This is a genomic window from uncultured Chloroflexus sp., assembly GCF_938091255.1.
GTDB lineage: Bacteria > Chloroflexota > Chloroflexia > Chloroflexales > Chloroflexaceae > Chloroflexus.
Genome location: NZ_CALLJH010000039.1, coordinates 62230 through 75954 on the forward strand (window position 1 = coordinate 62230; position 13725 = coordinate 75954).

Annotated in this window: 5 protein-coding genes; all 5 read right to left on the reverse strand. The window is 60.5% G+C overall.

Going from position 1 to position 13725, the window contains the following annotated elements:
* Positions 1-204: 204 nt before the first annotated feature.
* Positions 205-2679, reverse strand: coding sequence for a DUF2298 domain-containing protein (locus tag Q1A00_RS13645; protein ID WP_299757341.1), 2475 nt, complete (start codon positions 2677-2679; stop codon positions 205-207).
* Positions 2676-10154 carry a DUF2298 domain-containing protein gene (locus tag Q1A00_RS13650; RefSeq protein ID WP_299757344.1) on the reverse strand — a complete coding sequence of 2493 codons (7479 nt, stop codon included), beginning with the start codon at positions 10152-10154 and terminating at the stop codon, positions 2676-2678. Before Q1A00_RS13650 ends, Q1A00_RS13645 begins: the two co-directional genes overlap by 4 nt.
* Positions 10155-10247: 93 nt before the next feature.
* On the reverse strand, positions 10248-10499 hold the full coding sequence (locus Q1A00_RS13655) for a (2Fe-2S) ferredoxin domain-containing protein (RefSeq protein ID WP_298402450.1): 252 nt from the start codon (positions 10497-10499) through the stop codon (positions 10248-10250).
* Positions 10500-10774: 275 nt separating this feature from the next.
* Positions 10775-11623 (reverse strand): 2-oxoacid:ferredoxin oxidoreductase subunit beta, encoded by an 849-nt coding sequence (locus Q1A00_RS13660; protein WP_298402448.1) that lies wholly within the window; start codon positions 11621-11623, stop codon positions 10775-10777.
* Positions 11624-11697: 74 nt separating this feature from the next.
* Positions 11698-13434 (reverse strand): 2-oxoacid:acceptor oxidoreductase subunit alpha, encoded by a 1737-nt coding sequence (locus tag Q1A00_RS13665; RefSeq protein WP_298402446.1) that lies wholly within the window; start codon positions 13432-13434, stop codon positions 11698-11700.
* Positions 13435-13725 lie beyond the last annotated feature (291 nt).

Below are 13725 nucleotides of genomic sequence, written 5' to 3' on the forward strand. Positions count from 1 at the left end.
TACAATGGTAGTATACCCTTAGTTTGATGGTTAAGAGAATTGTATCGGGTTGAACTATCTTCACGATGTATTTCAAGCAACCAAGCTCGCGCAACGGGACGACCGGGCGGTCGTTCTGCGTATGGCGAGTGTGTGCTGTAGCGATGCGATTCATCGCTCGGCCTTACGTTACCGGTACAGAGGCGCGAGCGAGAGTGAGGGATGCTATCGCCTTACCCGATAGATCACCACTTCGTCTTGAGCAAAAACAACCTCACCGATCTGTGCGAGCGCAGCTAGCCGTTCTGGCGGGTATTGTTCACGTTCAAGCGCACCAACATAAATGTAGTCGATCCCGTATTTATCGACTAAGGCTCGGATTCGATCTCGATCACCGCTGCGGTAGATTGCATCAACGGCCACACAACGCGGGCCGAGTTCGGCCAGCGCTGCCGGGTCGCCGCCGCGCCACTGCATTTCGTGGCCCACCCAACCCAGCACAGTGGCATGCCCGCTCGCTGCCGCCACCCCGCCGAAGCCTTGCCAGTTGTACGAGCCGCCACAACGCGGTGGTTCGCTGCCGGCCACAACTGCGGCGTCATTCTCTACCGCCGCTGCTTCAAGTACCACGCTGCCCGCCGGTACGTTATAGCGCAACCACGCCAGCGAGGCTAAGCCGGCGGCGGTTTGCTCGCGGGGGGTATAGCCATTGAGGCCGCGCAACGGCCCGCGGCTGATGTCACGGGTGACGATGAAGGGGTACACTAGCGCGCCGGCCAGCAAGAGAGCTGTGCCGGCACTGATCAGGCTCGCCGCTAGCCGCCGCCAACCCGTCGCCTGCGCCCATACCCACCACAGCCCGACTGGGGCCAGCCCGCCCCAGATCAGCCAGACCTGATAGTAAAACTTAAAGACGGTATTCATTCGGGAGGAAAGCCCCTCGAACACGTCACGGATGTAGACGATCTCAACCCCAAACAAGATGGCGCTACCCAACGCCACGAGCAGCAACCCGAAGCGGAAACCGGGTTCGGCGGCATTGAGTGCCTGCCAGCTTGCCCACAACGTGATACCGGCCAGCGCCAGCAACGGAAAATTAATCAGCAGACCAACAGTGAGGAGGATGAGCGGCAGCCACAGCACCCAGCGCGGCATTGCTAAGCCGGCTAACGATTCGTTCTCTGGTGAGCGGTAAAGATAGCTGCCGGCGATGATCGGTAGCGCCATCAGGCCGAAGATGATCATAAACTCGTGCCAGCCGCTGCGTTCGCCGAGGTAGATACCAATGATACTAGTTAGCCGACTAAGAATTGGCAGGTCAATCCACGGCGTCGCCCCACCTACCGGCGAGCGAAAGGTGAGGTGAAACGGCAGAAAGAGGGCAAAAGCCAGCACCGCCACAATCACCGCTTCGCGCAGCCATGCCCGCCATGGAAACGCAGCACCGTCGCGCCGGCAAGCCAGCGCCAACCCGCCCCAGTAGAGCAGCAGATAGGTGGGCAGATCCCAACTGTTGATCGCATACAAGCTACCGAGGATCACCCCGTGCAAAGCGCGCAACAGCCAGCCAGATCGTCCGGCAGGGAATAGCGCACCATTGATAAGCAGGGAAGCTCCGCTACTCTGCGCCGCTACCGCTAGCGCCAACCCTATCGCCAGTGTCGCGAAGGGCAGCGCCATCACGTGCGGGTGCATGTCGCCGAGGCGAAAGCTGAAGAAGGGGAATTCGGTGATAGTGTAACGCCGCTCGCTGCGCGGCGGATCCCCAGCGACGCGATAGCTGTCCCAGAGCGAGCGCGATGGCCACCACCAGTTGAAGTCGTTCCATGTATCAGCCCGCCGCCATCCGTCAACCGTGCCAAAATCGTAAGTTGCGGTTTGGGCCGGGTAGGGTAAGGTGATGAAGGTCTCGCCACGCAGGGCCTGCCCGAGTGCAGCAAGGAGCTGACGGTCATCGAGCACTACCGCCCGTTCATCGCCAACGATCACTTGGATCGCGCCAGATTGATTGCCGGCTAACAAAATAATCGCAGCGCCGAGCACACCCAGCGCACTGCGGATCAAGGCTGGCGGCGGGCGATGCAACAAGCCGAGCAGGGCGTTGATCACACCAAACGCGCCTTGTGCGGTCATCGCGGCCAGCAGCGCTAACGCGAGGTTGTAGGCAGTTGCCGGCGGCAAGCCGCTGAGCATAGCCGGGATGGCCATGAGCAAGTAGCCGAAGTAGTAGTAGTTGATACTGTAGCCGGATAACCACGGGTCGTTGGGCGGGAAGAAGCCGCTGCGCTGGATCGCGTTGAAGAAAGCGAAGTCCATGGGGCGTTCGGTGCCCCACGGGGTGGGGTCGTGGGCACGCAGCCAGACCACGCCGAGCAAGGTGGTCAGAAAGATCGCTTCGCCGGCCAGCGTTGGGCCAAGTGGCGGCAGCCGTCGTTGCTCGCTGCGCCAAAGCCAGAGCCAGCCGCTGCCGGCAATGATCGCCAGACAGATGACGATCAGCGGTGCTTCAAAACGGCCGAGTCCTAACATTGCTAACAGCCATGCTAGAAAGCCGGTGAACAGCAACCCCAGCGGGCGAGCAAAGGCAGCACCGGCTCCCGGCAGATGGCCGAAAAGGCGCGCAGTTGCCGGCCAGCCCGCCAGCCCGAAGATAAGACCAATCACCCACCAGATCAAGACTTCGCCGGCAACCGCGCTCATGGTTGCCCTCCGTTCAGGTTCGCCAGCATGCGCTGTGCTTCTCCGGCCCACGGCCCGTCAGGGGCAAGCTGCAGGTAGCGCTGTAAGGCGTCTTTGGCGAGTGTGGTCTGGTTACGCAACAAAAAGACACGGGCCAATTGGAAATAAGGATCAGGCAACGCCGGGTCAATACTCATCGCTTGGCCTAACGCAAGCTCGGCCTTATCAAGTCTTCCCCAGTCGATCAACGCCGTCGCGAGTTTGTTATAGTTACCTGCCGTTGGGCTAGCCCGGGCCGCAGCAAGGTACGCCTGCTCCGCTTCATCATACCGACCGGCATCGGCCAAAATATCACCCCATAGGTGATGCAGCCCGACATCATCGGGATTCGCAGCCGCTGCAGTAGCTAAGATTTGAGCCGCCTCGAACAATCGTCCCTGTTTGCGATAGGCTTCGGCCAGCCCAAAGGCTAGCGGCGCGTTGGTAGGTTGCGCAGCGACGGCGACCTCAAGCTCGGACAGATCGACCGCTGGTTCGTTAGGTGGTGGTGGCGGCGGTTGGGCCGCCGCCGGCATTTCCGCGCGCAACAGCCGGTAGCTGTCAGGCAAGGGCCGCACTTGATAGATCGCAACGCCATCTTGCTCGTAGACCGGACGCAGGTAGCGGTCGCGCAAGACGGTGAACTTTTCCATACCCTGTGGGTAGAAGGCGCGCTCGACACTGCCGATATAGACATAATCGACATTGTAGCGAGCCAAAATCCGCAACGCCGTTTCGGGATCGTTGGTGGTAAAGAAGGTCTCAATATCGCGCACGCGCCGTCTGGTTACCACCGGATCGCGCTGCTCATCGGCGTGGAGGGCACTGATGACAGTAGGCAAGCCGGTGGCCGCCGCGACACGAATGCCGTAGGCGCGGTAAAACCAGAGGCTCGATTGGGCGACGATCGGCGTACCGTTGATCTGCTGGTTAAGCCAGCGAATTGCCGCCGCGTCGCCACGCAGATCGACGTGTACCATCGTCGTACCCGGCGCACATCCACCAAATGCGTTGCAGTCATAGGTGAAGCTGGCCTGTTCCATAAACGCCATACCATCGAGCGTAGGGCCGGTTTCTATCGGGAAGCGGGTCACGAGCCGCGAAGGCACGGCGACCGGCACGTAGCTAGCTGCGATCAATGCGGGAATGGCAATAACGGCGAGCGCTGCGGCGGTTGCTGGTTGGCCGCCGCGATGATTAAGCCACACGAGCATGCGTGGCAAGAGACCGGCAGCGGCTAGCCCCAGCAGCACCCAAACGTGCAAGCCGAACTTAAAGACGGTGTTCATCCGGTACCAGTCGCTGCCATCGAGATGATCACGGATATAGACCACTTCGACACCGAGCGAGATGGCCCATGCTAGCCATGCCAGCAGCAGCGCGTACCATGCCGGTGCGCCGGCAGCCCGCCGTGCCAGTAGCAAGGTAGTCATTGCCAGCAGCGCCAATAGGCTGATCCGCAGTGCCCATTCAGGCAGCGCCGCGCTGACGATGAGCACGATGCCAGTTCCGCTCAGCAGCAGTGTCCACGACTGTGCCGGCAGATGCCGGCGCCAGCGTTGCAACGCCGCGCCAAGGATCACCGGTATGACGATGGTTAGCGGCAGACCATAGAGCAAGATGTAGTCGAGTGGCAGGGTGACGTGGCTTGTTACCAGCCCGATCCCACCCACCATCGGCCAATAGCGGTCGAAGAAGGGAGCAAAGAGCGCGAGTGATCCGATCCCTAGCCCAATCGCTTTCGCCGCAGCCAACGTGATCACCGGCCAGCGCCAACCAGCACGCCGCACTGCGCCGGCAATGATGGTGATCCCAACCAGCAACCCGTAGGTTGGGAAATCCCACGAGTTGGTGACGGCCAGTGTGCCGAGGGTCAGCGCACTCAGCGCCCAGATCGTGCGCCCTTTGCCAAAGATCAATTGCCACGCGCAAGCGATCGCTAACAGCGAGAGCGGCAATGCGATCAGGTGCGGGTGCAGATCGGCGTAGAGGAAGCTAAAGAGCGGAAACTCGTTGATCGTGTACGGAATGACCCGGCTCGGCCCGACAAACCAATCGCCGAGCAGGCCGGCATTACCGCTGAGCAGCAGACGTAAACCGTTAGCGCCTTGCGACCATCCCGCTGCGATCAGGCTGGTGAGATTGCCGGCCAGCCCGATCAAGGCCAGCGCAACCAACCCGTACCGTCGCCGCTCACCCAACCGCGTCCCTAGTTCATACGCACCAGCCAGCAACATGCCGAAGAGAGTGGCCAGCGCCAGATTGAAGCCGATCGCCGGATCGAGACCGAGCAGCTTGATCGGCAGCGACATCAGATAGAGACCGTAATAGTAATAGTTGATGTAGCCGTTGCTGTAGAACGGGTCGTAAGGCGGCATGATCGGGCTGCGCAAGATGGCGTTGAGGAATCCTTGCTCCATGGGCTTTTCACCGCCCCAAATCGGATGCCACAGATCGGGATTAAGCGTGCGAATGACGGTCATCGCCGCAAAACCGGCCAAAAAGATGACTTCTCCGGGAACGACTGCGCGCCATGCAACCCGGTCAGGCCGCACACCGCGCATCCAGAGCGCAAGCGTAATCCCGGCCATTACTGACAGCCCGCCAATGATACCCACCGTATCGTAACGCCAGAGCCCCAGACTCGTCGGCAACCAGATGGCATAACCAAGCATGATCAAACCAACGGGCCGTGCCCACGCCAGCCCGGTTCGACCGAGCGCGGCATACGCTGGCAGCACGCCAAGGCCGGCGATCAGATACCAGACCAGTAGCCATGCCACGACTGCCAGCCATTGTTGTTCGCTCAGCAACGTATTCCAACCCAACCGGCCCGTTGCCGGCAGCTCTTGCACCGGTTGCACCAATTCGAGGGCGGGGATGGTGCGCGCGCTCGGTGGGCGGATCGGCAGGTCGTTCGTGAGCATGCGCGGTTGGCCGGGAGTGCGCAGCCGGTAAATCACGCTCTCGCCTTGCCGGAAGACGATATCGGCGTCGCCGCGGTTGGCCAGCGTAGCGAACTTGGCCAGTCCTTCGGCACGATAGAGTTGCCGTTCAACGCCGCCAATATAGATGTATTCAACGCCGTAGCGCCGGAGCGCCGCCAATGCGGTGTCGGGATCAGGCGTATTGTAGATAGTGGCAATGATCTGCTGTCGGTAATGAATCACTGCTCTAGCGTTGACCGCGTTGCGCTGCTGAATCTGGTGCCATTCCCAGCCGAGCAGGGTGGGCATGCCGGTGAAGGTGGCGATCCGACCAGCCCACTGGTATGAGGGTTGGTGGGCTTCGAGGATGATCGGCGTGCCACGTGCATTGCGACGCAGCCAATCAATCGCCGCCGCGTCTTCATCAAGCGAGTAGGGAGCGCCAGCGCGGGCCACCGTGATGTTGGTAAAGAAGGCCATGCCGTCGAGTGTGCGCGGCGCCGCCGGATCCCAACGGTCGGCGATACGGGCAGGCGTAGCCGTGATAGGGTAGACCAACCCGGCTGCGAGCAGCACTCCCACAAAGGCTCGCACTGTCCAGCTCGTTTGGCGCGGTAGCCGGTTCGTTGCCGCCCACAGCCACGGCAGGGCTGTTGCCGTCGCCAATGCCAGCAATATCCACGCATGCAGCCCAAACTTAAAGACGGTGTTCATACGGCCTACGTCGCCCCGCACGACGATCACCTCAACCATTGCCCACAGCCCAATCCCGCTAAAAGCGAACAGCACAGGGACGACGATGACCAGCGGGCGCGAGCGCAGTTGCCATGCGATCCAACCAGCCACCCCCAGCACGGCGAGGAGCGGGATGATGGCCGGCCAATCGAGCGTCCATGCCACCAGCAGCACTGCCAGCAGCCCAATGACGAACAACAGATGAATACCGCGCCGCCATACCCACAGCCCGATCATAGCCAACCACATTGCCAGCCAATGACCGCCGATTTGCAGCAGTTGGCTGGTAGTGGTGCGTTCAGCGGCTACGACCGTCTCGAGCAGGGTCAGGCCCGGCCCACGCCAGAGGTCAATCCCACTCGACTCAGTGGCGAAGTTGGCGATAAACGGCGCAAAGAACAGATTACCGAGCAGTGCCGGGGTCATCGCCACAGCCAGCGCCGCTGTGACGGTAGCTGGCCAACCACGTCCCGCCCGCCGCCAGCGCCGTCCGGTGGCCAACGCCAGCAGCAACCCCGCCAACCCAATGAAGGTGGGGTAATCCCACGTGTTGGTGGCCCGGATCGCGCCCGCCACCACCCCCATTAGCCCAATCAGCCACCACTGCCGCGCCGCACCCTTGCCCATCCATGCCAGCGCCAGACCCAGCGCAGCGAGGCTGAGCGGCATAACGATCATATGGGCATGGAGATCGGCGAAGAGGAAGGTAAAGAAAGGAAACTCGTTGATAGTACCCGGCGTAATCCGGGTTGCGTCCCAGAAGGCCCACTCGTAGCGCCCTTTCGTGGCTTGCTCGGCGGCATAACCGCTAAGGAACCAGCCGGCCTGCGCCAAATTGCCGAGCAGGAGCATCAAGCCGGGAGCTAGTGATCCGGCCACGAGCGCTGTTCGTTCACGGCGAGCGGATGGCACGCGCGCGGCGAGGAGGTTATAGACGATGCCAAACGCGCCCAAGGCGGTGAGGGCAAAGATCGTCGCCACGCCAAGGTTATAGCCCACTGCCGGTGCGATTCCGCTGAGATGGATTAACGCGCCGACCAGCACAAACCCGAAGTAGTAGTAGTTCATGTAGCCACCGGCATGCCATGGATCGAGCGGCGGGAAGGCAGCGCTGCGCAAGACGGCATTGAGATAGGCGAAATCCATCGGCTTTTCACCGCCGCGCGCCGGATGCCAGAGGTCAGGGTTGAACCAGCGCAAGGTGAGGCCAAGCAACAAAAACCCGATGAAGAGCAATTCAGCGACGAACAACGCCATAAAACGCTCTTGCCAGAGTTGGCGCAGCGACTCGCGAGCGCGCCAGCCAACCACTGCTCCTATCCCCAACACCACCAGCCCGATCGTCCAGAGAGTGGCCGGCGCAAAGGGGGCAAGGCGCAGGCTACCGGCCAGCCATGCAAGGTAGGCGACCAGCAACAGGCCTATGATCTTGGCCAGCGTGAAACCACGGTCGGGCAACCCGCGCAGACGCGGCCCGATCACGGCGAACACTGCCAATCCAAGCGCCTCTAGCCAGAGTACCCACAGCACCGGCGCGAAGGGACTGGTACCGAGCCACGACCACCACTCACCGCCGGCAGCGTACTGCGGCCAGACACTCTCGGAAAAGCGGAGCGCAGTTGGGTTACGGTCGGCAATCTGCAGCGGCGACTTGTAGACCTCGCCCCATTCGACATCGTTGGTTATGAGGCGTTCGGCGCGTTCACGACTGTACAGCGGTGTCTTACGAAAGATCAACACTCGCGGGTGGTCGTAGACGCTAAATGCCTCTTCAGCCATCCAGTCGGGAATACGAATACCAAGAATCGTTGGGTAGGAAGTGATCTCTGCCGCCAGCTCGAAGCCTAGCTCGCCGGTGAAGAGGCTGTGGTAATACCGCATCAGCGCCGGGTAGCGCATGCGCAAGCGCGAGGTGCTATCGTAGACGCGGTTGCTGGTCAGAGTAATGTAATCGGCCCGGTCAAGCTGATCGAGGAAGCCGGGTTCGCCGCCGCTGCCAAAATACTTAGCCGGCTCATCTTCAGCGTAAGGCGATGAGTCGATGCCAAAGAAGGTAATATTCCACGCGGCAATCGACGTAGCTTGCAGTGGCAACGGGTCATCCCAGCGTTCTGAAATCACATAGCTACCGGGCGAGGCGTGCTCGGCCAGCCATTGGGCCGCTTGCACCCGCGAGTGAGGGACGGTATAGATGCGTGAGAAGGCGTAGGCCCAAGCCGCAGTTGCGATCAGTACCGCTGGCAGCGCCAGCCGGGCCGCCCATGCCAGCCCGCGCCCTAGGCGGGCGCGCCACGCCTGTAGTCCTTGGGTGGATAGTCGCGTCGTTGAGGTGGTATACAACCAGCGCCGGCCCCAGCGTGCTGCCGTTATCAGCGCCCATGCCGCCAGCACGATTAATGCGCCGTAGATCGGCAACAGGTAACGCATCGTGATCGCAAACTGGTTACCCTGCCACGCGAAGTAGAAAGCGACCCAAGCCCACAAGACCCACGCCGGATGCCATGGCCGGCCAACGACAGGTGACGGTTGGAGCGCCCACTGCCAACCGTACCGGGCATAACGGGCGGCAAAGAGCAGCCAGCCGCCCCACGCCGCCAATCCTAACAGCGGCCCCATCCCCCACAGTACCATATTGCTCCATGGAAAGAGGTAGGCTGGGCGACCTACCCATTGCTGGCCCGGCGGAAAATCATATTCGCCCGTCACCAATGCCCGCACTGTGGTGAGATTGTCGCGAAAACGCGGGTCGAGTCGGACATCAAGGAAGCCAGCGCCATGCAAGATCGAAGGCCCCTCGATCAGCGGCGAATCGGCGCGCGAGCCGATGAACGCGTCGGGGGCAAGGGTGCGGAAGCTCAGCATGGTGAGGGCACCGGCCATGATCAGCAGCCAGATCTCGCGGTGGAAGAAGCGGTCGAAGACGGCTGGCCACGGTTGCCCGCGCAGCGCGCGTTGGGCGGCAATCAGCGCCGCGACAATCGCCAAGCCGCCGATGGTTGCCATCGTAATTCGGTTGGCCATCGCCGCACCAATACTAAGACCGAGCGCGCCGTACACCGCAAAGCCGCCACCTTGCACTGCTCGTACCGTCCAGTAGAGTGCAAGTAAGCAGAAGAAGGTCGAAAAAGCCGGATCGACAAAGAAATGGCTCTGCTGGATATGCATCACTGTCAGCGCGGCAAACAGCGCAGCGAGCAGCCCAACGCGCCGGCCAAACAACCGGCGCCCAATCAGGTAGACGAGCAGAACGCTACCGAGATCGAACAGCACCGTCAGTCCGCGCCCAACCTTCACAATCTCGCCATAACTCGTGAGATTGACGCCTGTCGGATTCAGCCATGGCAGCAGGAGCGTGAGGCGCGGCCAGTTCCGTTCAGGATTTGGCACAGGCGGGCCATAATCGGTACGCCGTTCGTTCGGTGCAGTTGGATCGGCACCGACGCGCGGCGGCCCCTTCAGAGAGAGTACCTGTGCTGGCAGTGCATCGGCTGGGGTCAGCATCACCGCCACGACACGGGTCAACATGATAGGAATCGGCCCGTACACATAGAGCGGAAACTGTTCGTAACTGCGCGGGTTGAACGGTGAGCGGCTCGAGTCGTAGAATTCGCCAAGATCGCTTGGTAGACGAACCGTTGAGGCAACGTAAGTAAAGAACCGTTCGTCGGGATGCTGGCCGGTGCCGGAATCCCAACCAAACAAGTTGAGGGCACGGAAATAGAGCGCCAACAGTAAAATAGCCGCCAGCCCAAGGCGGGCGACCCATGCACGGTGTCGAATCAGAGCCTGTCGCACAGCGATTCTCACGAATGTGTTGCCAACCCGATGGTGTTTGAATGAACGTGCGAGCGTGATGGGTTTACAGACATCACGCGATGCGCGCTAGCATTATACACCGGTATCACTGAGCAAGGCGACGAGAGCGCTGATCTGGTGCGGAGTAAGACGATGCCAGCGCCTGCCGCCGGGTTGCACGAGCAGGTTCGGCCCGCGTTGGCAACGGTCTTGGCAACCACTGGTAATACATTCTACTTTTCCTACCAAACCGGCTTGCCAGAGGGCTTGTTCCAGCGCGGCGTACACATCGGTAGCGCCCCGGCTGCGGCAATGAGGCCCCATACAGAGATAAAGACGAGGCATAGGAGTGTCGCATAAACAGCGTGTCATGTAAGCCGTCACCATGATACACGCTCGTGCTCTTATGTTCTTGCGCGGTGGCGAACCTGTGTTGTCATTGCGAGGGGACGTAGCGCCTGAAGCAATCTCCGGCTAAAGCGAGAGCCATGCCTGAGCGGGTGGCATCCGGGCTTGCGGGGAATCGCGTCGCCACGCAGGGCCATGCGCAGCATTGCCCCTCTGCAACTCACAACGACAAGGGGCGGGCCGTTCCCCGCCCCTTGCGCCTGCTTACAGCATTACGCCCGGAACCGGTTCAAATAGGCTTGGGTATCGAACGGCTTAGGCGTTGGGCGCGGCAACGGTTCGAGCGGTGGGCGGCGGTAGAAGATGCCGAGCGGCAGCCGTTCGCTCTCAACTGCGTAGTGCATCGCCGCATCGAGGTCGGATGGGTCGTGCGTATCGGGCAGGTTGTAGACCAGTTCCTTATACAGCTTGTAGGTGTCGTAGAAGGTGACGCACGGGCTGAGCACGTGAATAAAGGCGAAGCCGCGATGGTCAAGGCCGGCCTTGATCAGCTCGGCTAACTGCTTTGGCTGGCTAGAGAAGCCACGAGCCACGAACGACGCGCCGCTAGAGAGCACGATAGCCAGCGGATGCAATGGTTGGGCTGACTGGCCATAAGGAGTGCTCTTGGTGACATGGCCGCGCGGCGAGGTCGGCGAGGTTTGGCCCTTGGTTAAACCGTAAATCGCGTTGTCCATCACCACCACGGTGATATCGAGATCGCGTCGCGCCGCATGGGGCAGATGGCCTAAGCCGATGCTAAAGAAGTCGCCATCGCCGCCGACAGCCATCACTGTCAGATCAGGACGAGCGACTTTCAAGCCAATAGCTGCTGGTAAGGCCCGACCATGAACCGTATGCAGGCCGTATGTTTGCAAGAAACCGGGCAAACGCGAGCTACAGCCAATGCCGGAAACAACGGCCAAATCCTTCGGATTGATCTGCGCAGCAGCCAATGCTTGTTGGATAGCAGCCAATACGCCGTAATCACCGCAACCCGGGCACCAGATCGGTTTCAGATCGCTGCGATAATCAGACGGTTTGTAAATAACAGGCGATGAAGTGATTGGTACGGCTGTCATAGGTGTGACCTTGTTGATCTGATATTGTTGAGGCAAGGCGATGTGTTACCCATACAGAATGCGGCAAAGCCCAATTAAACCAGCACTGGCTCGGCTAGGCCGTACAGAGCGTGAATCTGGCGCAGAATCTCAAGCCGCGAGAATGGCATGCCGGTATACTTGGTCAACGAGCGTACCTTAATGCCGAGTTCAGCCTGCAAGAGCTTGGCAAACTGGCCTTGGAAATTGACTTCCGGCACCAACACGATCTCAACCTGCTCGAGAAACTCATTGATCGCGTCAACCGGCAGCGGTGAGAGCATCTGCACTTGCAGCAGCGCCACCGGCAAATCCTCTTGACCGGCCAGATAAACTGCACCACGAGCGGGACCGGCGGTAGTACCCCAGCAAATAATCCCAACCTTAGCCCGCTCAGCGCCGAAACGGCGCACATATTCGCGTGATTGCTGCAACGGCGCCAATTTACCCCACCGCTTCTCAGTCATCTGAGTATGAGTAGCCGGCGTATAATCGGGGTTGCCGAACTCATTATGTTCGAGACCGGTCGCCGTGTACTGGGCATAGGCCACACCGGGAGCAACCATCGGCGAGACCAGATTAGCGGTCAGCTCGTAGCGGCGATACTGTTTGGGAGCTAACGCACCCGCGGGCCGCAACCGGTCGATACGCGGATACTTGCTCAGATCAAACGGCTCAACTGTCTCGGTACGGAACGAGAGCGAATAGTCGCTCAGCACGATCACCGGTGTTTGATATTGTTCAGCCAGATTAAAGGCCCAAACCGTCAGATGGAAACACTCGGCGACACTGGCCGGCGCCAGCACAATGCGCGGGCTATCGCCGTGGCCGCCGTGGAGGGCGATATTCAGGTCTGACTGCTCCATCTTGGTCGGCAAACCGGTGCTCGGGCCGCCGCGCTGCGCATCAACGATCACTACCGGAATCTCGGCCATGCTAGCGTAGCCGATCGCCTCGCTCATCAGCGACAACCCCGGCCCGGAGGTAGCAGTCATGGCGCGCTTGCCACCATACGATGCGCCGATGCACGCCATAATTGACGCAATCTCATCTTCGGCCTGCATATAGCCGCCGCCGATCTGGGGCAACATTGCCGCCATGCCTTCCATAATGTCAGAGGCAGGAGTGATTGGATAGCCGGCAAAGAATTCGACCCCGGCATGCAATGCGCCGGCCACAATCGCCTGATTGCCGGTCATTACGTAGCGGTCGTGTTCGCCGGTCGATTCCATCCAGAACGGATCGCGTTTTTCAAGCTGGTGGGCATACTCAATACCGGCCCGCAGCGCGGCTAGATTCGACTCGAGCAGATCGGCTTTCTTGCCTAGCTTGGCCCGCACAATATCTTCGAGTTTATTCAACCCCAAACCAAACAGCGCCGCTACCAAACCGAGCGCAGCCACATTCTTGCCGCGCCGGTTGCCGGCGGCTTGCGCAATTTGGCCAATTGGGGCCGGGTACGCGATGCCGGTAAACTCGGCAGGGAGGTCAAGCTCTTCGGGATCGTAGAGTAAAACGGCATTGGGGGCCATATCGGCGTGGTGGAGATCCCACGCTTCGCGGTTAAAGGCGAACAGCACATCAACCGCATCACCCATCGAACGGACTGGGCTGTTGGAAGCGCGCACCTGAAACATCACCGGCCCGCCCTTTATTTCAGCCGGAGTGGTGCGGAAGGTGAAGACGTGGAGGCCAGAGCGAGCAGCCGCTTGTGCTAGCATCTCGCCAGTCGCGCTGCTGCCATCGCCGCTTTCACCGGCGACGCGGATGACGACATCTTCTTTCTGGATCATATGGCGACCTCGCCGTTCTTCATTGTGTTGCGTCAGTCTCGGCGCAGCACTGACAAGGAAGTTATTAACCTAATCATAACACCGCTGATCAGCCACTGCAATGACTTTTTGCTTGTGATAAACAGTGCGATGATTGTGCAAATATGTTGCGGGCAGGAATATGGTAGGGGCGCAGCGGTGCTGCGCCCCACCACTAAAACCCAACCCCAGACACTGTGGTCATACGTTATGTATTGTCCCCTCACCCTACCCCGCTCCCCAGTGGGGAGCGGGGGGAAGGAAAACGACGCT

What these genes read in the sequence shown, in the direction of transcription:
- Q1A00_RS13665 (WP_298402446.1), bottom strand. Translation starts at nt 13,434, where the DNA reads ATGATCCAGAAAGAAGATGTCGTCATCCGCGTCGCCGGTGAAAGCGGC.
- Q1A00_RS13660 (WP_298402448.1), bottom strand. Translation starts at nt 11,623, where the DNA reads ATGACAGCCGTACCAATCACTTCATCGCCTGTTATTTACAAACCGTCT.
- Q1A00_RS13655 (WP_298402450.1), bottom strand. Translation starts at nt 10,499, where the DNA reads ATGCCTCGTCTTTATCTCTGTATGGGGCCTCATTGCCGCAGCCGGGGC.
- Q1A00_RS13645 (WP_299757341.1), bottom strand. Translation starts at nt 2,679, where the DNA reads ATGAGCGCGGTTGCCGGCGAAGTCTTGATCTGGTGGGTGATTGGTCTT.